This is a genomic window from Deinococcus sp. LM3 (assembly GCF_002017875.1).
Classification (GTDB): Bacteria; Deinococcota; Deinococci; order Deinococcales; family Deinococcaceae; genus Deinococcus.
Genome location: NZ_MUFV01000002.1, coordinates 41,688 through 67,369, shown reverse-complemented (window position 1 = coordinate 67,369; position 25,682 = coordinate 41,688). Strand labels below are relative to the sequence as shown.

The window sequence follows — 25,682 nt, the reverse complement described above, 5'->3', positions numbered from 1 at the left end:
TTCGCGCATTGGGGGTACCCGACTTCATGTGAGAAGCGTGTAAGAAAGCTGTCATTAAGGTGAAGCCGTGTAGCAGGTGCCGTGTGGAACCGCAGCAGGGACTGACCCGAGACGACCACGCAAGTTCCGAACCCCACCTCATTTCAAGGAGATCCATGAAACACCACGCGTTACTGTTAGCTGCCTTCCTCTCGCTGGGCGTCGCCTCCGCGGCCGGCACGAAAGCCGGCACGCAGATCACCAACCAGGCGAGCGCCGCCTACCGCGACTCCACCGGCACCAGGCTGGACGCGAACAGCAACCAGGTCAGCACCCTGGTCAAGCAGGTCGGCGGCGTCACCATCTCGCCCGACGGCACGCCCGCCGCTCCCGGCCAGCAGCAGCAGGCCGTGCCCGGCGCCGAAGTGGTCTTCCCGTACACCCTGACCAACACCGGGAACGGCACGGACTCCTTCCTCGTGGACACCATGGTGGACTCCAGCGTCACGAACACCGTCGCGCCCGCCACGCGCGTCGTGTACATCGACGCCAACGGCGACGGCATCCTGCAGCCCGGCGAGCGCGTCGCCCTGCCGCAGAGCGGCGGGAAATCCGTGTTCCAGAACGTGCCCGCCGACAGCGCCGTGAAGTTCTTCGTGGTGCTGCAGGTCCCGGCCAGCGCCACCAGCGTCAACAAGGTCATCACGCAGCCCACCGCCACCAGCACCTTCGACGCCACCAAGACCGACGGCGTGAGCGGCAGCACCAACTACTCGCAGGTCAACGTCGTGCAGGACGCCGTCCTGAGCGTCAGCAAGAGCGTCGTGTCCACCACCACCGAATCCAACGGTGACCTGACCGTCGTGTACCGCGTGCAGTCCACCAACACCGGCACGCAGGCCGCCAGCAACGTCATCCTGGCCGACGACATCATCAGCGCCACCAGCACCCTGCCGACCGGTTCGGTCGTCGTGGCCAGCAGCGCCGTGATCTCCCCCACCACCGGCACGGTCACCTACCCCGACACCGACGGTGACGGCAACGCCAGCGATCAGGTGCAGGCCTTGTTCGGCAGCGTCGCGCCCGGCCAGTCGGTGCAGATGACCTTCACGGTCACCATCCCGGCGTCCGCCGCGCCCACCAACGGCCAGAACCCGTACTCGAACGTCGCGACCGTCACGTACACCGGCTCGACCGGCACGACCACCACGACCTCCTCGAACACCGCCGACGTGACCAAGGCCGCCACGGCCGCCGTCGCCATCGGCCCGAACGGCGACCCGCTCGGCGCAGCCGATACCACCACCGGCGCCGCGTACACGACCGCCGAGGGCCTGACCGTCACGCCCGACAACGCCGACACGCAGACCGTGGCGTCCCTCGCGGCCGGCAGCAGCGTCACCTTCGCCCAGTCGGTGCGCAACACCGGCAACAGCACCGACGTGTTCGACTTCACGGCGGCCCTCTCGGACCTGCCGGCCGGCACGACCGTCGACCTGCTGCGTGACGGCGTGCCGCTGCCCGACTCCGACGGGGACGGCGTGCCCGACAGCGGCCCGCTGGCGCCCGGCCAGACGGCCGTGATTCAGGTGCGGGTGCGGGTGCCCGCCCAGGGCGGCGCGGACGCCAACGGCGGCAGCGTCGTCGTGACGGCCACCAGCTCGGTCGACACCAGCAAGAAGGACACCACCACCGACCGGATCGGGACGGTCACGGCGCCCAGCGTCAGCATCGGCGACACCAGCAGCAGCAACGGCGGCACGCCCGCCACGCCCGGCAACGAGCCCGTGATGCCCGGCATGCAGGCCGTGTTCCCCATGGAAGTCGGCAACAACGGCGCGCAGGTCGACAACTATAACCTCAGCGGCACTGTGACCTTCCCGGTCAGCGGCGGCGGTCTGCCAGTGCCGGTCTCGGTCGTGTACTACAAGGACCTGGACGGCGACGGTGAACTCGACCCGAACGAACTGGCCGCCGGCCCCATCACGAACACTGGCACCATCCAGCCCGGACAGGAAATCAAGCTGCTGGCCGTCGTGAATACCCCCGACAACGCGCTGCCCGGCCCGGTGACCGTCAGCCAGACGGCCCAGAGCCCGGTCACGAACACCAGCGGCACCGACACCAACAACACCGTCACCGTGCTGCAGGATTACGACGTGGCCCTCACGCCCGACCGCAGCGGCACGACCACCAGCCCCGGCACAGCCCTGTACGAGCACCAGTTGCAGAACGACGGGAACACTTCCTTCGGCCCGGCCGACCTGTCCTTCACGAGCACGCCGGCCGGCGCCACGACCGGCTGGACGTACCTGTACTCCTTCGACGGCACCACCTTCTTCGCCTCCATCAGCTCGGCGTTCAGCGACGCGGCCACCCGTAACCTGCTGGGCAGCAGCGGCCCCGCCACCCTCGATCCGGGAGAGCGTGTCACGCTGTCCGTGAAGATCAACGTGCCGGCCGGCGCGCCCACTGACAGCGTCAACCAGCTGACGCTGACGGCTGTCGCCAGGGAAGCCGTGATCCGCGATCCGAATGTCAGAGTTCCCAGCGTGACCGACACCACCCGCGTGGTCGGCGGGAAGCTGGCCATCGACAAGACCGTCGACAACTGCGGCGTGCTGGTCAGCTGCAACACCGTCAAGAGCGGCGCGGACGCCTTCCCCGGCGAGTACCTGCGCTACACCCTCAGCGCCCGCAACCTGTCCACCGAGACCCTGACGGAAGTGGTGCTGCGCGACACCGTGCCCGCCAACACCGTCCTGGCCGGCGTGACTGGCCCCACCGGCGGCTTCTACCGCATCGCCGGCGGCGGGTGGACGTCCGTGGCGACCGCGCCGGTCGCGCAGACGGCCGGCACGCTGGTGGAATTCGCGGTGGACTCGAACGGCAACAACATCATCGACACCGACGAGACCAGCCTCAGCAGCGGCGCGAGCGTGACCTTCACCATGACCGTCCGCGTGAACTGAAGCCCGGCCGGCCCGCTCCCACCCGATTTCGGGGAGCGGGCCCTTCCGGGGGCCGGGCGGCCCTCTGCGCGCCGCCCACGCCCCCACTCCACAACACCAGAAACGCCTCTGATTTGCCAGAAACGCCTCCGATTTGACTGTGCCCCTTTTGCTGCTCCCCTGCCCTTTTTCTTCCGCCCTCCCCCCCCTGACCGTTCCAGACCGCTGCGCCCACTGATTTCCAATGTCTCGGCGCCGCTGCATGACCTTCCGCTCCGGCTGATCGTTTCCGTTTTCCCTTCCGCGCCGATCACCGCGCTCCCTTCCCCCGGCCACCGCCGGTCGCCCAGGAGTCCCGCCCGTGCCCTCTGAATCTGCTCTTACCCCTTCCCGCCGCTGCGCGGCGCTGCTCGCGACGCTGCTGACCCTGCTGGGCCAGCTGGCGGGCGCGGCCGGAACTCCGGCCGGCACGGTCATCAGCAACCAGGCGAGCGCCACGGCGGCCGGTGAACTGTACCTGAGCGCCCCGGTCGAGACGCTGGTCCGGGCGCGCTGCGCGCTGAACGTCACGCCGGACGGCAGCGCCGCCGCGCCCGCCTACCGGGTCGGGATCGCGCCGGGCGGCGAGAGCGTCCTGCCGTACCGGCTGGTGAACAGCGGCAACGTGGCGGCCCGTTTCGTGTTGTCGTGGCAGGTCGCGCCGGGCAGCGCCTTCATGCCGGGCGGCGCGCGGGTCGTGCGGGACGTGAACGGCAACGGCCTGCTGGACCTGGGCGAACCGGTCGTGCATGACCTGAACGTGCCGGTGGACGCCGCCGCGGACCTGCTGCTGATCGTGCAGGCACCGGCCGGGGCAATGGGATCGGCCTTCATGGGCCTCACGGCGGGCTGCGCGGACGGCGCGGCGAGCGACACGGACAACGTGGCGGCCGTGCAGGTCAGCGGCGGAGCGGAACTGCAGATCGAGAAGCAGTTCACGCCGGCCGTGCTGAGCCCCGGTGAGAGCACGCTAGTGACGCTGCGCGTGCGGAACCTTGGATCACAGCCGAGCGGCGAGGCCGAGGTCAGCGACCTGCTCAGCATCCCGGAACTCGAGGGGCTGACGCTGGTGCCGGGCAGCGCCGCGAACCCGCTGGGCCGGCTGTCGGTCGCGGCCGGGGCGGACACCGGCGCCCTGTCGTGGCGGCTGCCGCCGCTGCGGCCCGGTCAGGTGACGGACCTGACGTTCCGCATGCAGGCCGCCGCCGACGCCCGGCCGGGTGAGCGCGTGAACACCGCGTACCTGAGTCAGACGCCGGGTGTTCCCCCGCTGAAGACCGAGGCGTCCGTGCTGATCCGCCCCCGCCTGGGCGTCCTGATCGGCCCGGCCGGGAACGCCGCCGCCGAACCGGGCGGCGAGGACAGCGCCGACGACCGGCAGACCCGGACCTTCGGCGTGCAGGGGCAGGCGACGTGCTTCACACACGCGGTCCGCAACACCGGGAACGTCGCCGACCGGTTCACGCTGGGCGGGCAGTTCACGCTGGGCAGCGGACTGATCGTGTGGCGGGACGCGCAGGGAGCGGCGCTGCCCCAGCCGCTGCCGCTGGCAGCCGGTGAGGAGCAGTCGGTGCAGGCCTGCCTGACCGTCACGGCCCGCGAGGGCGTCTCGGCGCGGGTGCGGCTGAGTGCCAGCAGCGAACTGGGCGCCACTCCGAACCACACCGAGAACCTGCTGACCCTGGTGGACCCGCGCACGCCGGAACTGCTCAAGACCGTGACACCCGCCGGGACGGTCCCGGTCGGCGAGCTGCTCACGTACACCCTGAGCGCCGTGAACCCCTACGAGTCGGGGCTCACGAACGTGGTGCTGCGCGACACGCTGCCGGCCGGCCTGACCTTCGTGAGCGCCTCGGACGGCGGGACCTTCGACACGTTCACGCGGACCGTCACGTGGCGCCTCCCGGCCCTGACGCCCGGCGGCCGCCTGAGCGTGACCGTGCAGGCGCGCGTGAACGCCGACGTGCCCGACGACACCCGCCTGGAGAACACCTTCTCGCTGGGATCGGACGAACTGCCCAGCCCGGTCGCCAGTGCGCCCGCACCGTCGAACGTGTACTCCAGCGCGCTGCTGCTGAGCAAGGCCGCGACCCCGCAGGCAGTGGTGGTCGGGGACCGCGTGACCTTCACCGTCACGCTGCGCAACGCCAGCCGCGTGGCGGCCCTGCAGGGCGGCACGCTGCTGGACACGCCCCCCACCGGCCTGACGTACCTGCCGGGCACCGCCACCGTGGACGGCCAGCCCGGCCCGGACCCGCAGCCGCAACCCGGCGGGGCGCTGCTGTGGCCCGTGGCGGCCATGCCGGCCGGCGGCACCCGCACCCTGACGTACGCCATGCGGGTCACGCCGCACGCCGCGCCGACCCAGGTGAACGTGGCCTCAGCGCGCATGCAGGCCCCGAACGGCGCGGTCACCCGCAGCAGCGAGGCGCGCGCCAGCGTGCAGGTGCAGCCCGGCGTGTTCGCCGCGCAGGCGGAACTGAACGGTCAGGTGTTCGTGGACCGCAACCGCGACGGGACCTTCACGCCGGACCTCGACACGCCGGTCGCCGGGGCGCGCGTGCTGCTCGCCGGTGGGCGCAGCGCGCTGACCGACGCGGCCGGCCGGTACCACTTCGCGGCCGTCCCGCGCGGCCAGCAGGCGCTGCGGCTCGACCCGCAGAGCGTGCGGAACGCGCCGCTGAGCGTCCCGCAGGACGGCGGACTGCCCGGCAGCCGCTCGGTGATGGTCCTGAACCTGACGAGCGTGGATTTCCCGCTCGCGCCGGCCGGCGGGGACGCCCACTCGGTGCGCAGCACGACCGTCACGCGCGGCGACGTGACGCTGCGCAAGCAACTCACGTGGCTGGGTGACGACCGGTACGCCGCGCAGCTGACCCTCAGCGCGCCGCGCGCCGTGCCGGGCCTGGAGGTGGCCGACCCGCTCCCGGCCGGCGCGGTCCTGACGTCCGGGCAGGCCGGTTTCGCCGTAGACTTCGCAGGCGGCTCCATGACGATCTCCTACACCTTCACCTTCAGCGGTACGCCCGAACAGGCCGGCACCGATCCGTTCCTGCGCTGGAGGCTCCCGTGAGCCGCCGGCCGCGCGTGCTGGCGCTGCTGAGCCTGGGCGTGGGCGGCGCCGCGCTCGCGCAGGACGCCGACCTGACCCGCCTGAGCGGGAGCGGACCGCACCCGGAACGCACCAGCCGGCCCGTCACCAGCGTCGGCCAGGACCTGCAGTGGGCGGTCGGGGACGACACCTTCAACCTGCAGGTGCATCAGCGCGGCCCGGTGCGGCTGGACCTGTACTCGGCGTCGTTCGATCCGCGCGACTACCGCCAGCCGGACTCGGTGGGCGACGAGCAGTACGGCGGCGCGGCGGTCGTCACGACCTTCACGCTGCTCGGCCCGGACGGGCAGGCCGTCCGCACGCTGCGCGCCCCGGACGCCCCCAGCGACTGGGTGACGGCCTTCGAGGGCGTCCTGGAGCCCGGCACGTACACCCTGCGGGTGAGCAGCGAGGGACGCGGGAAGAACACCTTCGCGGCGCGCATCGAGGCGGACGCCGCCAGCCTGAGCGCCACGCGCGTGAACGTCACGGTACGCGGCGCCGCCTGGACGCCCGCCCTGACCCTGAACGCCCGCGCCGGGGACCGCCTGCGCCTGTACGACGGCGACGGCCCCGGCGAGATGGACGTGCGCGTCATCGACGCGAGCGGCGTGGTCACGCCGCTGCCGATCAGCGGACCGCTGCAGTGGGTGGACCTGCCGCTGCCGGCCGCCGGCACGTACCGCGTCGAGCTGCGCCAGCCGGAGGGCGCGCGGCAGTACTCGAACACCGTCGGGCTGGCCTTCAACCGGGGCGGCGCGGACCAGCGCATCACGCTCGCGCAGACCGACCGGGTCGGGCAGGTGCGCGTGCAGGCGCAGCTGGTGCAGCCGGGCGGCGAGATCAGCCCCACCAGCCTGACCGTCACCCTGGACGGCGAGGCGGTCCCGGTGGACGGCGAGTGGACCGCCGAGCGGCCCGCCGGCACCCTGGACCTGCAGGTCACCGCCCCGCCTGGCACGGTCGTGGACGCCCCCCGGCAGGTCACGGTGCCCGAGGACGGCCTGGCGGACGTGGCGGTGCAGGTGCGCCCGCAGGTGCAGCTGACCCTGACGCAGGACCGCCCGGCCGTGTGCGTGGGCGACGTGGTCACCTTCCACGCGGTCGCCAGCACCGACTACGACGGCGTGGTCAGGACGCCGGTCGAGGTGGTCCTGCCAGGCGGCCTGCGCGCCCTGACCCCGACCCGCCTGCAGGGCGCGGCGCAGGCCGGGCAGCCCGCCACGCTGGAAGTCGTCGCGCAGGCCGAGCGGCCCGGCGAGGCGCGCGTCACGGCCACCCTGCCCGGCACGCAGGCCGCGGCGACCGTGCAGGTCAGCCCGCACCGCGCGGCGCTGCAACTGCGGCGCGGCGCGCTGCCAGCCGCGCGGCCCGGCGACACCGTCACCGTCTCGCTGCACCTGACGAACGCGGGCGAGGACAGCGTCCCGTACCTGCTGAGCGACACGCCCGGCGAGAGCCTGACCGCCCTGGACAGCCCGGACTTCGAGGGCACGCTGCGGCCCGGCGAGGCCCGCACCCTGACGTACCGCGCGCGGGTCGACGCGACTGGCGGGACCGTCTCGCTGGGCGCGGAACTCGTCACGGACTGCGCGGACACGCAGACGGCGCAGGGCAACCTGAGCGTGGAGCCGCTGGTGGTGGCCGCGCCGCCCGCGCCCGCCAGCACGGCGCCCGTCGCCAGCCCGGCCCTCACTCCCAGCGCCGCCCCCACGCCAGCCGAACCGGCGCCTGAGGCGCCCCCGGCCGCGCTGCCGCCCGTCACGCGGATCAGCGACATTCACGCCAGCATCACGAGCACCGGCGCCGGGCAGGGCCTGATCTACGCCCAGCGCCTCCCGGACGGCGCGGAGTACCTGCCGGGCAGCGCCCGCTACGACGCGCGGCCCATCCCGGACCCGCTGCAGGGACCGGGCGGCACGCTGTACTGGACGCTGCCCGCCCATCCGGGTGACCTGCGGTACTCGGCCCGTCACGACGCGCCGCTGCCCGAACTGCCCGAACCCACGCTGGTCGCCACCTACGGCCAGGGACAGCGCGAGACGCTGCGCGGCCGCCTCGACCCCGGCGACCTGGCCGCCGCGCGCCCGCTGGACGCCCCGGCCGTCCGCACCGATCAGGCCATCCAGTCCCCGCCGGACGGGCAGGTGTACCGGGACCGCGACCAGGTGACGGTGATCGTGCAGGGACCGGCGGACGTGCCGCTGGACGTGACCCTGAACGGCGTGGACCTGCCGGGCAGCCTGATCGGCACCCGCAGTTTCGACCCCGGCACGAACATGCAGCGCCTGGAGTACGTCGGCGTGCGCCTGACGCCCGGCCGGAACGTGATTGAGGCGCTGGGCGAACGGACGACCGTGACGCTGGCGGGCCGCACCACCAACCTGCGCGTGCTGGGCGAGCAGGTCATCGCGGACGGCGTGACGCCCGTCGTGCTGCGCGTGCAGGCCGTGGACGAGCGCGGGGTCACGACCGCGCTGCCGTTCCTGACGGTCCGCACGTCGCTGGAACCCACCACGCCGGACGCCAACCCGCTGGAAGCCGGGTACCAGGTGCGCCTGAAAGACGGCGAGGGCGAACTGACCTTCGCGCCGCAGGCCGCGCCCGTGCGCGTGGAAGTCGAGGCGGACCTGGGTGACGGGCAACCCATCCGGGCCTCGCAGCGCCTGGAGGCCGGCCGGAACGCGGTCGCGACCGGCCTGCTGAGCGCCACCGTCAGCGGCGCGGGCCTGACCGTCACGGCGCGCGGCACGCTGGAAGCCCCGCTGGGCGACGGGCACCTGATCGCCGCCGCGAACAGCGACGGCCTGGACGCCGCCGAGGCGTACGCCGGACTGTACGCGGCGCACGGGGACCGCAGCGCCGCGAGCGTGCCGCTGAGCGGCCTCGACCCGGTCGCGTTCCGCTACGACCACCCGGACTTCACGGTGGCGTACATGCAGGCGCCCGCGCCGGTCCGCACCCTGAGCGTGCCGGGCCTGCCGACCGCGCTGAGCGTCGTCACGCAGGGCGCGCCCGGCGCGCCCACCGTCAGCGGGTTCGTGGCGGCCCTGCCGGTGGCCACCCGCACCGAGACGGTCACGCCGGACGGCACGCGCCTGCTGCGGCTGGGCGGCGCGGCCGTGCCGGGCAGCGAGACGGTGGACCTGCTCGTCAGCGGCCCGGACGGCGACACCGAACGCCGCCTGGAGCGCGGCCTGGACTACACCCTGGACGGCCCGGCGGGCCTGCTGACCCTCGCGCGGCCCCTGAGCGCCGTGACGGTCGAGGGCGGCCTGCTGGTCACGCAGGCCCTGCGCGTCAGCTACCGCCTGGAAGGCAGCGGCGAGCGGCAACTGGCCTTCGGTGCCGAGGTCCGCGTCGAGCGCGGCGCGCTGAGTGCCAGCGCCGCCGCCGTCAGCCTGCCCGGCACCGGCAGCGGCGCGGGCCTGACGGCCGCCGCGCGCGCCGGGTACGACACGCCGGACCTGAAGGTCACCAGCCTCGCGGCGGTCAGCGGGCAGGACGTGCTGCTCAGCGCCGCCGCGCAGGGCCGGCTGCCGGGCGGCACGCGCGCGTCCCTGAGCGTCTCGCATCAGGATGACGCTTACGCGGGACTGAACGCCACGCAGCCCGGCACGCACGCCACCGTCAGCGCCACCGTGCCGCTGGGCCGCTCGCTGGGCGCGGCGCTGGCCGGCGAGTACCACGACGCGCCCACCAGCGATGGCGCGCGCAGCACGCAGGGACAGGTCAGCGCCGCCCTGAACGTGAACCTGCAACCCGTCACGCTGGGGCTGGGCGTCCGGCAGCAGTTCGGCGCGACCACCGGTACCAGCCTCACCGCCAGCGCCGGGTACCACGCCGCGCCGCTGGACGTGGACGTCACGCACGCCCAGCCGGTCGGCGGAAACGCCAGCCCGCAGACGACCCTGAGCGCCCGCTACGCCCTGACGACGCAGGTCGCCGCGACGCTGGGCGGCGCCGTCACCTGGCCCGGCGGGAGCGCCACGCCGGGTCAGGCACTCAGCTTGGGCCTGGAATCCCGGCTGGGCGGCACGAACCTGAAAGTCGCCTACGAACTGCCCACCGCTGGCGGCGGCGGCAACCGCGCCCGCTTCGGCGCGGACACCACCCTGCCGCTCGGGCCGAACCTCAGCGCCTCGCTGGGCGGCGGCCTGCTGCAGGAACTGCCCGGCGCGGGCCGACCCGACCCGGCGCGTGAATTCAACCTGAACGCCGCGCTGCGCTACCAGGACACCCGCCTGAGCGCCTCGGCCGGCAGTGACTTCGCCGTCAAGAACGGGCAGCTGCGCACCGTGCTGCGCGGCGGCGCCGCCCTGCGCGTGAACGATCAGGTGACGCTCAGCGCCAGCGCCCTCAGCGAGTTCGGCCCGTCACGCGGGGACCGCCTGACGCTGGGCGGCGCGCTCCGCAAGAACCAGTGGCAGGGCCTGCTGACCGGCAGCTTCGAGCGCGGCAGTCTCAGCAGCGCCGGGAACGGCACCCTCAGCGGCAGCGCCGAACTGGCGTACCACGCCGCCACCTGGGCCGTGCGCGGCGGACTGGCGGCGCGCGCCACGCCCGGCGATCCCGGCAGCCTGACCGTGCAGCCCAGCCTGAGCGGGTCGTACTACCTGGGTGACCGCTTCGCGCTCGGCGCGGCCCTGCACACCCAGGTGCAGCCCCTGAGCGGCGTGGTCCGCACCGCCACCGGCGTGGAGGGCAGTTACCGCGCCCTGCCCGGCACGTGGCTCACGCTGGGCTACAACCTGACCGGCTTCGACTCCATCAGCACGCAACCCACCCGGCGCGGCGCGTACCTGCGGCTGGACCTGAGCGCCGACGAGCGCCTCGGCGACCTGCTGAGCGGACTCACGAAGACCCCCGCACCGACCCCTGCACCGCAGCCCGGCGAACCCTCTCCCACTCCCCCCACCGAGGACACTCCCTGATGCGCGCTCCCCTCCGTCTCCTGTCCCGCCGCGCCCTGCGCCTGATCGTCCCGGCGCTCGCCGCGCTGGCCGGGACCGCCGCCGCCGCCCCGAGCTACTGCACGGCCATCTACGCCACCGCCAACCCGAACGCCAGTTCTGGCGGGAAGTCCCGGCACCTGTTCCTGAACACCGTCAGCGGCACCACCGCCGCGTACGACCTGATCAACGACGCGCCCGTGGGGACCGGCACCGCCTACCAGTACAACGCGAGTTCCATCAACCCGGTCGACGGCCTGCTGTACTACGTGGAACGCACCACCGGCACCCTGCTGAAGTACAACCCGGTCACGCGGCAGACCACGCGGGTCGGCCAGAGCCCCGACCTGGTCAACAACAACAACACCTTCGGGTCGCTGGTGGGCAGCGCCATCGAGGAGACCGGGCGCATGTACGTGTACCACAGTTACGGACTGGTCTCGGTGTTCCGCACGTCGGACGGGGGGGTCATCTCGCGCCCGACGCCCATCACGTTCCCGCCCTCGTTCGTGAAGAGCACCACCACCAACGGGGACATCGTGCTGGGAGCGGGCAACCAGCTGTACATCATCGTGGAAGGCAGCCTGAACGGCGGCGCAGTCGGCAGTCACCTCGTCGCCATCAGCGACCAGCTGGTCGCGGACCCCGCCCGGATCGTGCCCATCCGCGTGGGCGGCACGCCACTGAGCACCGTGAACGGCCTGGCGATCGAACCGTTCCGGACCCTGCCGGACGGCACCACTGTCGTCGGCGAGACCTTCTACCTCTCGACGAGCAGCGCCGTGTACACCATGACCTCGGACGGGCAGGCCACGAACATCGAGAACGGCAACCAGGGCATCGTGGACCTCGCGTCGTGCAACGTCATCCCCGACCGGCCCACCCTCAGCAAGGTGTTCGAACCGCCGTTCGTCAGCGCCGCCGGCGGGACCAGCCGGCTGACCATCACGGTCGGGAACAACAACCGCGGCCCGATCGCGCTGTACACCGACCTCGTGGACCGCCTGCCCAGCACGCCCGCGCAGATGACCTTCGCGGCGACGCCGAACATCAGCGGCACCTGCGACAACAGCCGCATCGTCCTCAGGGACACGACCCCGCCCGAACTGCGTTTCCTGGCCGGGTCGTACATCCCGGTGGGCGGCTGCACCCTGCAGGTGAACGTGACCGTTCCGCAGCCCGGCACGTACCGCAACACCATCGTGGGCAGCACCGTCATCACCAGCGCGGACGTCGTGCAGGAATCCGCGACCGCCACGCTGTACACCGCGCTCGTCGTGACCAAGACCTTCGACCCGCCGCTGCGCCTGCCGGGGCAGACGACCACCCTGACCGTCACGCTGACCAACCCGAACAGCGCCGACACCACCAGCCTGAACTTCGAGGACCGCGTGGCCGAGACGACCGGCGTGACCGGCCTGACCCTGGGCAGCGTGCAGAGCAACTCCTGCGGCGGCACGGTGGGCACGGCCGGAGGCGTCCTGAGCGTCGGCGGCACCACCCTGCGCGCCGGGGCGAGTTGCAGCGTCCGCCTGCCCGTGACCCTGCCGGCCAGCCTGCCCGGCGGGACGTACACGAACACCATCCTGCCCACGCAGGTGAGTGCGACCTTCAACGACGGCGTGCGGACCTCCACCGTGTACGGCGCGCAGACCGCGACGGCCAGCGTGACCGTCACGCCGTTCGCGCTGGTCAGCAGCGCCCTGCGGACCACGCAGAGCCCGTCCACCGTCACGAACCCGCACCGTCTGACGCCCGGCGTGACCGGCCCCGTCACGTTCAGCCTGACCCGCCCGCCCGGCGCGCGCTTCCAGTACCTGCTGTGGCACGACGTGAACGGCGACGGGCAGGTGGACCCCGGCGACGCGGCGATCATCCCGGCCGGACAGACGACCGGCACCCTGACCGTCACGGACGCCTTCCCGAAACGCCCGGACGGCACGCCCGCCGACGTGAACCTGCTCGTGCAGGTGCTCGTCCCGCCCGGACTGGCGCAGGGCCTGACCGAGACCGTCACCCTGGCCGCGCAGCAGACGACCGGCGGCGCGACCCGCACGGCCTCGCTGACCGACACGACCGTCATCGGGCAGAGCGGCGGCGAGGGCGGCAGCCTGACCCTGGTCAAGTTCGTGCGGAACGTCACGGCCGGCGGTCCGTTCAGCCTGAACGCCAGCACCGGCGGCGTGAACGAGCAGCTGGAGTACTGCATCAACTACCTGAACCAGGGAACCGGCACCCTGAGCGAGGTCGTGATCACCGACCCCATTCCGTTCTTCACGCAGCCCCTCGGGGACGGGTACGGCCCCGGTCAGGGCGTGCGGCTGGTGCGCGGCGCGTCCGTGCAGGCCGGGCAGACCACCACGCCCGGCACGGACGCGAGCAACCTGAGCAGCGCCGCCGACACCGACGCCGGAACACTGGGCAGCAACCGCCTGAGCGTGACGGTCGGCACGCTCGGCGGCGGCGAGCAGGGCAGCGCCTGCTACCGCGTGCAGATCCGCTGAGGCCGCTCAGCTCATACGGACTCCGATTGAAGGGGCTATAAAGACCCTTCAATCCGAGCGGATGCGAGTGGGAGCGGGGCGGGTTCCGGACGTGGAGCTGGCAATCCGGTGAAGTCCCGGATTGTCAGCGAAACAAACGGAATCCGTATCAGCTGGCGTTCTCGTTCATCTGCGCCTGCAGCTGCGCCAGCAGTCCCTCGCGCGGCAGGTCCGGGTGCTGCTGCCGCACGAGGTCCAGCAGCCGCTCCAGGCGCGCGCCGTCCCCCGCCAGCCGCGCCAGCACCTGCTGCTCCAGCGCCGACGGCGCCTCACGCGGGGCGGCGCTCAGTTCCGCGTCACCGGCTGGAGGCGCGGGGGCTCGCCTCGCCCGCCAGAACATCAGGACAGCCAGCAGGGCGATACCAGTCAGGGCGGACAGGAGCAGCAGTTCCACCCGCCCAGCATAGGGCAGCGCCGCGTATGACGGCGCCGTAACCGGGCGGCCTCCGCTGCCGGGTTACGGCCGGAGGGCCGGGCGACCACCCTCCCCACCGGGTGGGCCGGAGTGCCGGTTTTTTCGCAGTGGGCGCGGCCCGGCGGGTGCTACCTTCGCGCACCGATGGCCCGAAGAAGCAAAAAACGCAAGGACTGGCGGCAACGTGATGACCGCTGGGTGGTGCACCTGTCGAACGTGCTGCTGTGCGTGAACGTCCTGCTGCTGTTCGCCCTGATCCGCCCCGGCAGCTGACGCCCAGGCCGTCAGGGAAGGCGGCGGGCGGCTTTCATGTCGTACATGCGGGCGTCACTCAGGTGAATCAGGTCACCGGCCGTCTGCGCCTCGTCCGGTGCGCGGGCCACGCCGGCACTGGCAGAAGCGCCGCCGAATCCCGCCTGCTGCACCGACCGGGCCGCGCGGACCACGCCGCCGAGCGCCCAGGCGATGGCAGGCACTCCGGGCACGATGACCATGAACTCGTCCCCGCCCAGCCGGAACACCGACGCGCCGGGCTGGAAGGTCGCGCGCAGCGCCGACGCGAAGGCGCGCAGCAGGGCGTCGCCGCGCGGGTGGCCCTCGGTGTCGTTGACGCGTTTCAGACCGTCGAGGTCCGTGGAGATCAGCAGGCACGGCCCGGCCTGCAGGGAATCCCGCAGCGCCCGTTCGAACGCACGGCGGTTCCCCAGGCCCGTCAGCGGGTCCGTGGCCGCCTCGGTCTGCAGGCGTTGCAGGGATTCCAGACGGCGGTGCGCGACCTGCACGGTCCGCGCGGCGGCGAACAGCATGTCACGTTCGCTGTCCGTCCAGACGGGCGGATCCGAACGGTACACCGTGAGGATGCGCGGGCCGGTCACGGCGTCCAGCGTGACGGGCATCATCGCGGCGGCCTGCAGGCCCAGGGCGCGCACCGCGCCGGGCAGCTGCTCCCCGGACAGGAAGACGGCCTGACCGGCCAGCAGCGCCTGCCCGTACCGGTCCGAGTCCGGAATGCCGCGTTCCTGAAAGGCCTGCAGGGCGGGCGGCGCGTCACCGTGCGTGACGATCAGCCGGAACCAGCCGGGCACGTGCGTCCACAGCGCCGCCCAGCCGGACCCGAAATGCGTGACGATCAGCGCCAGGACGTCCTGCGCGGCGCGGCTGAGGGTCTGCTGGTCGTCCAGCACCCGCGAGAGCTTCAGCAGGGTTTCCGCCTGCCGCTGCGCCGTCTGGGCCGCCTGCCTGGACTCCAGCAGTTCCGTCACGTCGTAGCCGATGCCCAGCACGCTGCCCGGCCGGTCCGGGGGCGGCAGCGGCAGGTACCAGGACTCGAAGGTGCGCGGCCCGACCTGCACGAGGTCGTTCACGGTCTCCCCCTGCTGCGCGCGGCGCACGAGATCCGGGACCCTGGGAACGCCGCTGAGCAGGTCGTGGATGGACCGGCCTTCCAGCTGCCCGGCCCGCAGGTGCAGCGCCGCCAGTCCCCGCCCGGCGGCCAGTTGCACCGTGCCGTCCGGATCGGCCGCCCACAGCAGCAGCGGCGCGGTGTTCAGGGCGAGCTGCAACTGACGCTCCAGCGCCTCGACCGTGCGGCGCTGCTGCCGGCGCACCTCGATCTGCCGCAGCAGCTGACCCAGCGTCCGGAGCAGCGCCTGATCCTGCGCCGTCCAGGGCCGCTGCGGGTCCTGCCGGACAGCCAGCCACTCGGCACTCTCGCAGCAGGGCACCGTGAACGCCAGCGTCACTGCTCCCTCCGGCAAGGGAGCGGCGCTCAGCTCGGCGCAGACGGCCCACAGCGGCCGCCCGCCGCCTGACTGGACGATCAGATCGGCACGCAGCGCCTCACCGAGCAGGGTCGCAGCGGCGGCCTGAATATCGGTCAGGTCAGCCGGACCGTCCAGCAGTTCACCCAGCTGCGCCAGCCGCTCCAGCACACCGGGCGTCCCGGTCGGCAGGGCCTGCGATCCGGGATGCTCGGCGCGACCGGAACCGTTCATCTCTACGGCTGACAGTACGCCCTGACGGACTGGCGCGCGCAGAGGGACGCTTCATGCTACGGCGGGTGCAGCCCCCAAGGTTCCGTGAGCGTACAGCGCGGAAACTGCACACCCTGGCCGGGACCGGTCGGTTAGACTCGTCGTGGTCCTTTTCCCCGTGATGGGCGTCTGGCCCGACTGTCCGGACAGGGAGCGTGTCCCTGGTCGCCGTTCCTTTCTCGCGAGGCCACCTGATGAGTAACGAATCTTCACCGAACTGGGAGACGGGCCTGACGGCCCTGGAAGCCCTGCACGACCCCGGTCAGATTCAGCAGCAGGTCCTTCTGGACATCCTGCGGTACGCGGGAGCGTGGGGCGGCCTGCTCGCCATGACCGGCCGGGACGGCGGGCCCTTTCAGGTGCTGTGCACGCAGCACGTCCCTGCCGCGGTCCTGAACCGCCTGCCGGAGATCACCCTCATGGACGGCAGCGCCTTCGCGGCCGCCATGCACGCTGACCGGCCCTTCCGGCTGGGCGACACGATCAGCGTCCCGCTGACTGCCGCCCCCCAGGCAGGCGACCTGAGCGGGACGGTGATCGTGCCCGTGCATGACCGGGACGGCCCGGTGGCGCTGCTGGCGCTGTACGCACCTCACGGCCTCGGGGACGCGCAGCTGGCCGGGCTGCAGCGGCTGGGCCGTCAGGTGCTGCCGGCCCTGCAACGCGCGCAGCTGCTGCGGGCCCTGCGCAGCAGTGAGGCGCAGGCGGCGACCATGCTGGAAGTCCTCGAGGAAGGCGTGATGCTGGTCGACCTGAGTGGCCGCCCCGTTCAGGCGAACGCCGCCGCGCACCGCATCACGGGCCTGACGGACCTGCGGGAGTTCCCGAACGTGTTCGACCCCGCGTGGAAACTGATGGACCCGGCCGGATTCCCGCTGCCCACCGGGGCGTACCCGGCCGTGCAGGCCCTGCGGACCGGCGTCACGGTGCACGACACGCAGGTGCTGTTCACGCGGCCGGACGGCGAGTGGATCATCGCGTCCCTGAACGCCATTCCGCTGCTCGAAGGTGGGCAGCAGGCGGGAGCGGTCGTGTCGTTCACGGACGTGACCGCCAGTTACCTGCTGCAGCGGCAGCTCGAAGCGCAGGCGCTGCACGACCCGCTGACCGGACTTCCCAACCGACGACAGGTGACGACTCTGCTCAAACAGCTGTGCGGCGAGCGGCCACCGCCGCCCACCGCCGTGATGATCCTCACCCTGCACAACTTCCCGAATCTGCTCGACCGGATCGGAAGGCAGGGCGCCGACCGCCTGATCCAGCTGGTCGCCCAGCGACTCGAAGACGCCGTGAGCGACCGTGGTGTGGCCGCGCACCTGACGGAACACGAGTTCCTGCTGCTGCTCACCCGGCCCGGCCCGCCGGAACCCGCCGGCCCGGAGTTGCTGTCAGGTCCGGAGTCGCTGGTGGGTCCGGAGTCGCCGGGTGAAACGGACCGGTCCGACGACCCGGCCGGCCAGTGGGCCGCGCAACTCCTGGACCGCCTGAACGGCACCTTCGACCTGGACGGACAGGCGGTGCACGTCACGTTCCGGCTGGGGTACGCGCTGCATCCGGAAGACGGCCGAACCCCGGCCGAGCTGCTGCGTCACGCCGACCTCGCCCTCAAGCACACCGGGCACAGCCCCGCCGCGCGCCGCTTCGAGCCGGTCATGGCCGCCGACGTCGAGCGGCGACTGCGGCTGGAAGAATGCCTGCAACGCGCCGTGGCGACCGGTACGCTCAGCGTCCACTACCAGCCGGTCATGGCGGTCCCGCAACGCGAGATCCGGTCACTCGAAGCCCTGCTGCGCTGGCAGGACCCCGTGCTGGGCACCGTCAGTCCCGCCGAGTTCATCCCGGTCGCCGAGAGCAGCGGCCTGATCAACGACCTGGGCACGTTCGTGCTGCGCGAAGCGCTGTGTCAGGCGGTCCGCTGGAACGCCCGCCGCCGCGCGCCCCTGAGCGTGAACGTGAACGTCAGCGTCACGCAGTTCAGCAGCGGCACCTTCCCGGACGTGGTGCGCGACGCCCTGCACCGGACCGGCGCGGACCCACGCTGGCTGACCCTGGAAGTCACCGAGGCGGTCGCCGCGCAGGACCTGCCCAGCGTGACGCGGCAACTGCACGCCCTGAAAGCGCTGGGGGCCCGCATCGCCCTGGACGATTTCGGCACCGGGTACTCCAGTCTCGCGCTGCTGAGCCAGCTGCCGATCGACTTCCTGAAACTCGACCGGCTGCTCGTCCAGGGCGTGCATCTCGACCCGCGCCGGCAGGTGCTGCTGCGCAGCGTCGTCCACCTGGGCCTGGAACTGGGCTTCGTGGTCGTCGCAGAGGGCGTCGAGCTACCCGAGGAACTCAGCTTCGTGCAGGCCTGCGGCTGCGCGCACGTGCAGGGCTTCCTGCTGGCCCGCCCGCAGTCCCCGCAGCAACTGAACCTGAACGCGCCCCACCACTGATACGGACTCCGATTGAATGGGCTGCAAAGCCCATTCAATCCGAGCGAAGCGAGTGGGAGCGGGGCGGGTTCCGGACGTGGAGCCGGCAATCCGGTGAAGTTCCGGATTGTCGGCGAAACAAACGGAATCCGTATGAACCGGCCGGGTGACCCCGCAGGCCACCTCGACCGGCGTGCGGGTCATACGGACTCCGATTGAATGGGCGGCAAAGCCCGTTCAATCCGAGCGGACTCGTAGAGCTGCGCAGCAGAGCGAGTAGGAGAAAAACGGGCTCCGGGCGTGGAGCTGGCAGATCGGTGGTGTTCCGATCTGCCAGCGAAACAGACGGCAGTCCGTATCAGTTCACGGGCAGGTCCGGAAGGCGCAGCACCTGTCCGTCGGCGGCGCGGGCGGTGAGACTGCCGGTGCCGGCCTGCACGGTGACGGTCCCGGCGGGGACGCGCAGGAACCCGTACTGGCCTGCTCCGTCAGTCTGGGTGCGGGCCACGACCTGTCCGTCGGCGGCGCGCAGCGTGACCTCGTGTCCGCCGGGGGGCAGGTCACCGCTGACGGTCACGCGGCCGCTCAGGGCGCGCAGCTGACGCGGGTCGGGCTTCGTCCAGGGGACGGGCCGTTCGAAAGGAGCGCCGGGCGCGGTGAGTCGGGCGGCCAGTTCCGGGAACACCTGCGCCTGCGTGCGCTTCCCGGCGTTCACGTCCAGGTCCGGCGTGCGGTACGAGTACCCGGCCCAGCCATCCAGGCCGGCGTCCAGGGTCTTGCGGACCTGCGTGACGCTGCTCGCCTGATCGTTCAGGTAGATGGCGGCCCCGCTGACCTGCGCGGCGTGCGGGTACGCGGCGCGCAGCCGGGCGGCGAAGGCGTTCCACTGCCCGAACCACAGCGCCTGATCCGGCACGAAATCGCGCTTGTAGTTCATCATGACGTTCAGGTCCAGGTAGCCCTCGCGGACCCAGGTGAGCCAGTCCTGCTGCACTTCCAGGGCGGTGCGGGAGGCGGCGAAGGCGGCCTCGTCGGCCGGGCCGGCGCCGTAGGTGATGGTGGCGGCGTTCACGCTGATGTCGGGCCGGACAGCCTTGACCGCCAGGGCGGTTTCGCGCACGAGGTTGGTGACCTGCTGCTGCCGCCACGCGGTCCAGCTGGGATCGCCGGGGTCGGGCGTGCCGGTCTGGCCGGTCTCGGCGCGGTAGCGTTCGAGCGCGGTCGGGTTGTAACCCCACTGGCCGGGACCGCCGGCCGGGTTGTAGTCCGGGTAACGGACCCGGTCGAACTGCACGCCGTCCACGGGGTAGTTCCGGGCGACCGAGACGTACATCTCGCGGATGTACGCGGCGGCGTCCGGATGGCCGGGATCCATCACCCAGTCGGCGCCGCCGCGGGTGCTGCCGTCGGCCTTGACGGTCAGCCAGAAGTCGCGCCCGCTGGCGGCGGGGCCGTGCGCGTGGAAGGCGTGGGCGGGATCGCGGGGCGGCGTGGCCGAGTTCCACAGGGCGGTCGTGATGATCCAGGCGTGCACCTGAATGCCGTGCGCATGCGCCTTGAGCAGCAGGTCGTCGAGCGGGTCGAAGCCGGGTGGGACGGCCGGGTCGTCGGTGCGGGGCATGGCGGCCCGGTTGCAGTAGCAGTCGCCGCGCCGGCCGATCTGGGCGAACAGGACGTTCACGTTCATGGCGCGGGCGTCGCGGATCAGCGTGTCGATCTCGGCGGGGGTTTTCAGGCCAGGGCCGAAGGCGTCCACCCACAGGCCGCGCAGTTCTCCGCGCGGGGCAGTCGGGGCGGGGTCGCTGGTGCCGGCGCAGCCGGCGAGCAGCACCGGAGCGAGCAGCAGCGCCCCGGACAGCAGCGCGGTGGTCCTGATGGAAGCGGGCAGGCGGCGGGCGGGGACGGGCAGTGCGGAGGCGGGTCTGGGCATACGGGCGCTCCTCGGGTGGGATCAGCGGGCGTAGAGGTGGTGGGGCCGCAGGGTGCGGGCGTGCGCGCGGGCGGCGGCCTGCCACGCGGCGGCGGCGTGCAGGGCCGCTCCGGGCGTGGCGGGCAGGTCGCCGGACGGGACGCCCAGGAGTTTCTGCAGCCAGTCGGCGTTGCGGGCGGCGCCCTGTTCTTCCAGGGCGGTCAGCAGGGCCAGCCCGAGCGGCAGCAGGTCGCCGGTGGGGCCGGTGCGGTGCAGGTGCACGCCGGCGCAGCGTTGCCCGGCGTGTTTGCTGGTGGTGGGCGTGAAGTGGGCGGGGCGGGCGGTGACGCCCAGGTTCAGGGCGTTCAGGCGCGCGGCGAGGGCCTGGGCGTCCAGGCCGGGCGCGCCGAACAGCCGGAACGGGAGGGCAGTGCCGCGTCCCTCGCTGGCGTCGAGGGCCTCCACGAGCGCCCCGGCGGGGTACAGGGCGGTCGCGTCGAGGTCCGGCAGGTTCGGGCTGGGCGGTACCCAGGGCCGCTGCGGGTGCCAGGCGTCCGGGGCGTCGGTGGGGATCACGTGGACGGGGACGCCCTCGGCGGCGGCGAGGACGCGGGTGACCTCGCCGATGGTCAGGCCGTGGCGCAGCGGCAGCTGGGCGCTGATGCCCACGTACGATTCGAAGGCCGGGTCGAGCAGCGGCCCCTCGACCGTGAAGCCCAGCGGGTTGGGCCGGTCGAGGATCACGATCCGCAGCGGGCGGAGGCGCGCGGCGCGCAGGACGTCACGGACGGTGCTGACGTAGGTGTAGAAGCGCACGCCGACGTCCTGCAGATCCACGATCAGGGTGTCGAGGCCCGCGAGGCGGCGGGCGGTCTCCTCGGCGCTCAGGTGGTACAGGACGGTGGTGGGCAGGCCGCTCGCGGCGTCCCGTTCGAGTTCCGGGGCCTCGCCCGGGGCGCCGCTGCCGTCCACGCCGTGTTCGGGACCGAACAGGCGTTCGGGGGTCAGTCCGGCGCGGGCGAGGGCCACGGCGGCCGGCGTGAGGTCACGGGTGACGCCGCTGGGGTTGGTGAGCAGTCCGGTGCGGCCCCACCCGGCGGCCTGCCCGGGCCGGGCCAGCAGGTGCTCCAGCCCGACGCGCGGACCATCCGGAGGGGAGGCGTGCATCTGCGCGGCGTTCACCGCTCGAAGACGGAGTAGTTGCTGCTGATGACCGCGCCGCCCCCGACGTAGTAGTTGCCGATGCGGGCGTGGAACGCCGCGACCGAGTCGGGCTTGGCGATCAGGATGACCGGCAGGTTCTTCGCGAACAGCAGTTGCCACTCGTTGTAGAGCTTGCGGCGCTGCGCCTGGTTCCCGAGCGCCTCGGCCTGCGCGAAGATGTCGTAGGTGCGCCGCTCGCTGGGGGTCATGGCGGCGAGGTTGGGCACGCCGCCCTCCTGCGCGGGTTGCAGGCTGCGGCGCCAGTAGTGCAGCGCGCCGCCGGGCTGCCAGATGTCCTTGCGCAGCTGCGGGTCCGGCTGGTCCCCGAAGGTGGACAGCACCGATTCGAAGTTGCCGCTCAGGGCGGTGGACAGGACGGTGCTGCCCGTGATGCCCTGCAGGTTCACCTTCACGCCGATCCGCGCGAGGTCGCTCTGGAGGATCGTGCCGATGCCGGGCATGGTGGCGCTGTCGGCAGCGTGCAGAACGTTGAATTCGACGTTCGGGCCGCCGCCGGGGAAGTTGCGGATGCCGTCGCGGTTGGTGTCGCGGTACCCGAGGCTGTCGAGGCGCACGGCGGCCTTCTGGAGGTTGTAGCCGCCCAGGTACCCGCGGGTGTTCGTGTACCACTCGCTGATGGGGGCGACGCCGTGACCGGGCAGGCTGGCCAGCCCGTTGAAGACCGTGTCGATGATGCGTTCGCGGTTCACGGCGAACTGCATGGCCTCGCGGAACCGCAGGTCGCTGAAGGCCTTTTTCAGCCAGGGGTCGCGGCTGTCCTGGTTCAGCGCCCAGTGGACCGGGGGGTTGTTCAGGCCGACGCCACGCACCACGCGGAAGTTCGCGCCGGCCACCTCCTGGCGTTTCAGGTCCGGGAACTGCGCGCCGGTGATGGGCGCGGAGTCCAGCTGCCCGGCCCGGAACGACGCGATCTGCGCGTCCGGGCTCTTGATGATCAGGTACTCCAGGCGGTCCATGTACGGCAGTTGCGTGCCGGCCGGGTCGCGCCGCCACGAGTGCGGGTTGCGGGTCAGCGTGACCTTCTGGTCGACGGTGTAGCTGCTGAGCATGAACGGCCCGGTGCCCACGATGTCTTTCAGGGGCGTGTTCGTCGCCCAGGCCTTCATGAAGCCGTCCGGGTCGCGCTGCGGGTTGAAGCGCGCGAGTTTGTGTTGCGGGAGGATCGGCACGAAGGTCAGGGCCTGCAGCATCGCGCCGTACGGGCGGGGCGCGCTGACCTTCACGGTGTAGGCGTCCACCTTCGCGAAGGTCAGGGGGTCCCGGCCGACGCGGAACACGGCGGACTGGTTGGCTTTCAGGCCGGTGTTCGCGGCGACGTCGTTCAGGGTGAACAGCACGTCGTCGGCATTGAAGTCCTGGCCGTCGCTCCATTTCACGCCGCGCCGGAGTTTCAGGACGGCGCTGCGGCCATCCGGCGCGAAGGTCCACGATTCGGCCAGGGCGGGGTACAACTTGTTCGTCTGGGGGTCCAGGGTGATCAGGCGGTCGAGGACGTTGTTCATGACCGTGTACGAGTTGTTGTCGAGCACCGCGAAGTAGTTGAAGCTCTGGGGGCTGCTGACGAGCGGCAGGGTCAGGGTGCCGCCGCGTTTGCCGGTGGTCTGGAACAGCGAGGCGGGCACGTTGGCCTTGCCCTGCGCGGCGGCGGTAGGCAAGGCGGCCAGGGCGAGGAGTGCCGTGAGGGCGCTCAGGTGGGCGGGCAGGGAGCGGGTGGGCATGGTCTGAACCTCCAGGGGGAAGTGGAAAAGTAGAGAGCGGGAAGACGGGGGAAGTCGGGAGGAGGGGGACCTTGCCGGCACCCTCGGCGGGCGCCGGCGCTCGGTCAGCGGCTCTGGGTGTCGGCGGCGTCGCGCAGGGCGTCGCCCATGAAGTTGAAGGCCAGCACGGAGATCACGATCAGCACGCCGGGCAGCAGCAGCCAGGGGTACAGGTTGAGGGTCTCGAAGTTCTGCGCGTCTTTCAGTAGCAGGCCCCAGCTGGTCATGGGTTCCTTGATGCCCAGGCCCAGGAAACTCAGGGCGCTCTCGCCCAGGATGTAGCCGGGCAGGGCCAGCGTGGCGGTCACGATCAGGAAGGAACTGAGGTTGGGCATGATGTGCCGCAGGATCACGCGCAGGTCGCTGCTGCCCAGCGCGCGGGCGGCCTGCACGTAGTCCACGGTGCGGGCACTCATGACCTGACCGCGCACCACGCGGGCCAGTCCGGCCCAGCCGATCAGCGCGAGAACCGCCACGATGCCCAGGTACACCCAGGTGCTGGGCCAGCGGGCCGGGATGATGGTGGACAGCGCCAGCAGGATCGGCAGGCGCGGGAAGGACAGCAGCACCTCGACCAGCCGCTGGATCAGGTTGTCGACCCAGCCGCCGAAGTAACCGCTGACGCCGCCCAGCACGATCCCGATGGAGAACGAGATCAGGATGCCGATCACGCCGACCGTCAGGCTGACCTGCGAGCCGACCAGGGTGCGGGACAGCAGGTCCCGTCCGAACTTGTCGGTGCCGAGCGGGAAGTAGTAGCCGCCTTTCACACCGAACAGGTGCCACTGGCTGCGGAACACGCCCAGGAAGTTGTACGCGGATTCGGCCGCGTCGTCGCCGCGCACGAACAGCAGGATCGGCAGCGGGCGGCTGCGGTCCTCGCTGAAGGTGCTCAGGAACGTGACGGGATCGCGCTGCTTCGTGAAGCCGTACACGAACGGACGCATGAGTTTGCCCTCGTGGACGATGTGGATGGGTTGCGGGCGCTGGTAGGGGTACTCCTCGTGCTGCGCGGTGATGGAGTACGGCGCGAGGAACCCGGCGAGCAGCGCCACCGTGTACAGGGCGGCCAGCACCCAGGCGCTCAGGACACCCAGGCGGTTGCGGCGGAAGCGGCGCAGGGCCATGCCGAGCGGCGTCTGCCGGACCTCCTGGGGCGCGCTCAGGGCGGTCATTCGAACCTCACGCGCGGGTCGGCCCAGGCGAGCGCCAGGTCCGAGAGCAGGTTCCCGATCAGCAGCAGCAGCGCGCTGAACAGCAGCAGGGTCATGGCGACGTACTGGTCCTTGTTCAGCAGGCTGTCGTACAGGAACGGGCCGATGGTGGGCAGGTTCAGGACGATGCTGGCGATGATCGTCCCCGAGATCAGGCTGGGCAGGCTCAGGCCCGCGAGGCTGATCAGCGGGTTGACGGCGTTGCGGACCGCGTGTTTCCACAGGACCCGCCGTCCGGCGAGGCCCTTGGCGCGGGCGGTGCGGACGTAGTCCTGGCCGATCACGTCGAGCATGGAGGCCCGCATCTGGCGCATCAGGCCCGCCACGCCTTCCAGGCCGATGGCGATCATGGGAATCCACAGGTGGCCCAGCAGGTCCATGACCTTCGCGCCGCTCCAGGGGGCGTCGATGAACTGCGGGCTGAACAGGCCCCCGACGTTCGTGCCGCCCATGTTCAGGACGAGCGCGATCAGCAGCAGCGCCACCAGGAAGTCCGGCGTGGCGAGGCTGACGTACCCGAAGAAGTTCAGGGCGACCGAGCGTTTGCTGTAGCGGTTCAGGGCGGTGTAGATGCCCAGCGGCACGGCGATCGCCCAGGAGACGATCAGGGTCAGCAGGGCCAGGAACACCGTCCAGCCGAGCCGCTCCCAGATCAGGCTGGAGACGGGGCGGCCGTTCACGAAGGAGTACCCGAAGTCGCCCTGCGTGACGATCCCCTTGATCCAGGTGAGGTACTGCACCCACAGCGGCTGGTCCAGGCCCAGCTGGCGGGTGACGCTCGCCACGGTTTCTTTGGTGACGCGCGGATCTTCGAGGTACTGGTCGAGGAACGAGCCCGGTTGCAGCTGGATCACCGTGAAGCACACGACGCTGATCAGCAGCAGGGTGGGAATCATGCCCAGGATGCGGCGCAGGGTGTACGTCAGCATGGGCGGGCGCGGCGCGCGGGGGGCCGTGAAGGCGGGACAGGGTGGATCAAGGGCGGAACTCCCGGTGGTGGAATGAAGGCGTGAGTGCGTGCCGGGGCGGGCCGTGTCATACGGACTCCGATTGAATGGCTTGCAAAGCCGTTCGATCCGAGCGGATGCGAGTGGGAGTCAAGCGGGTTCCGGACGCGGAGCTGGCAATCCGGTGAATTTCCGGATTGTCAGCGAAACA

Annotated in this window: 13 protein-coding genes; 6 read left to right on the top strand and 7 right to left on the bottom strand. The window is 71.8% G+C overall.

All coding sequences use genetic code 11. The annotated features are described in order from the left end of the window. The first annotated feature begins 155 nt into the window (after nt 1–155). The 4 genes from BXU09_RS14605 to BXU09_RS14590 all read left to right on the top strand — a co-directional run bounded on the left by BXU09_RS14605 (nt 156) and on the right by BXU09_RS14590 (nt 13,516). Nucleotides 156–2,951: a DUF11 domain-containing protein gene (locus BXU09_RS14605; RefSeq protein ID WP_078305090.1), complete on the top strand. Its 2,796-nt coding sequence runs from the start codon at nt 156–158 to the stop codon at nt 2,949–2,951. A 340-nt stretch (nt 2,952–3,291) separates the two neighbouring features. After that, nucleotides 3,292–6,042, top strand: coding sequence for a DUF11 domain-containing protein (locus tag BXU09_RS14600; protein WP_078305089.1), 2,751 nt, complete (start codon nt 3,292–3,294; stop codon nt 6,040–6,042). Then, nucleotides 6,039–10,994 carry a DUF11 domain-containing protein gene (locus BXU09_RS14595; protein WP_078305088.1) on the top strand — a complete coding sequence of 1,652 codons (4,956 nt, stop codon included), beginning with the start codon at nt 6,039–6,041 and terminating at the stop codon, nt 10,992–10,994. The genes BXU09_RS14600 and BXU09_RS14595 overlap by 4 nt, the downstream gene beginning before the upstream one ends. Further along, the gene (locus BXU09_RS14590; protein WP_078305087.1) at nt 10,994–13,516 is read left to right on the top strand and encodes a hypothetical protein; all 2,523 of its coding nucleotides are present in this window, start codon (nt 10,994–10,996) and stop codon (nt 13,514–13,516) included. The genes BXU09_RS14595 and BXU09_RS14590 overlap by 1 nt, the downstream gene beginning before the upstream one ends. Before the next feature lie 148 nt (nt 13,517–13,664). Here BXU09_RS14590 and BXU09_RS14585 read toward each other — a convergent pair whose 3' ends face one another. Next, on the bottom strand, nt 13,665–13,949 hold the full coding sequence (locus BXU09_RS14585) for a hypothetical protein (RefSeq protein WP_078305086.1): 285 nt from the start codon (nt 13,947–13,949) through the stop codon (nt 13,665–13,667). Nucleotides 13,950–14,114: 165 nt separating this feature from the next. Between BXU09_RS14585 and BXU09_RS21965 the strand changes: the two genes are divergently transcribed. Continuing rightward, entirely contained in the window at nt 14,115–14,243 is a 129-nt protein-coding gene (locus BXU09_RS21965) for a hypothetical protein (protein WP_255674888.1), read from the top strand. Nucleotides 14,244–14,254: 11 nt separating this feature from the next. On the opposite strand, the gene BXU09_RS14580 is transcribed toward BXU09_RS21965, so the two are convergent. After that, a complete protein-coding gene (locus tag BXU09_RS14580) occupies nt 14,255–15,964 on the bottom strand; it encodes a diguanylate cyclase (RefSeq protein WP_078305085.1) in 1,710 nt (569 codons plus the stop codon). A 233-nt stretch (nt 15,965–16,197) separates the two neighbouring features. On the opposite strand from BXU09_RS14580, the gene BXU09_RS14575 reads away from it, so the two are divergent. Next, nucleotides 16,198–18,441, top strand: coding sequence for a GGDEF domain-containing phosphodiesterase (locus BXU09_RS14575; protein ID WP_144012248.1), 2,244 nt, complete (start codon nt 16,198–16,200; stop codon nt 18,439–18,441). Between the two features lie 337 nt (nt 18,442–18,778). Here the strand turns inward: BXU09_RS14575 and BXU09_RS14570 are convergent, their stop codons facing one another. The 5 genes from BXU09_RS14570 to BXU09_RS14550 form a co-directional block, all read right to left on the bottom strand. After that, nucleotides 18,779–20,350 (bottom strand): family 10 glycosylhydrolase, encoded by a 1,572-nt coding sequence (locus BXU09_RS14570; RefSeq protein WP_078305083.1) that lies wholly within the window; start codon nt 20,348–20,350, stop codon nt 18,779–18,781. 21 nt (nt 20,351–20,371) lie between these two features. Continuing rightward, the gene (locus tag BXU09_RS14565) at nt 20,372–21,496 is read right to left on the bottom strand and encodes a DUF1343 domain-containing protein (protein ID WP_078305321.1); all 1,125 of its coding nucleotides are present in this window, start codon (nt 21,494–21,496) and stop codon (nt 20,372–20,374) included. Nucleotides 21,497–21,507: 11 nt separating this feature from the next. Continuing rightward, complete coding sequence (locus BXU09_RS14560) at nt 21,508–23,271, bottom strand: ABC transporter substrate-binding protein (RefSeq protein ID WP_078305082.1); 1,764 nt, start codon at nt 23,269–23,271, stop codon at nt 21,508–21,510. A 104-nt stretch (nt 23,272–23,375) separates the two neighbouring features. Beyond that, entirely contained in the window at nt 23,376–24,485 is a 1,110-nt protein-coding gene (locus BXU09_RS14555; protein ID WP_078305081.1) for an ABC transporter permease, read from the bottom strand. Further along, the gene (locus tag BXU09_RS14550; protein WP_078305080.1) at nt 24,482–25,453 is read right to left on the bottom strand and encodes an ABC transporter permease; all 972 of its coding nucleotides are present in this window, start codon (nt 25,451–25,453) and stop codon (nt 24,482–24,484) included. Before BXU09_RS14550 ends, BXU09_RS14555 begins: the two co-directional genes overlap by 4 nt. Between the last annotated feature and the right edge of the window lie 229 nt (nt 25,454–25,682).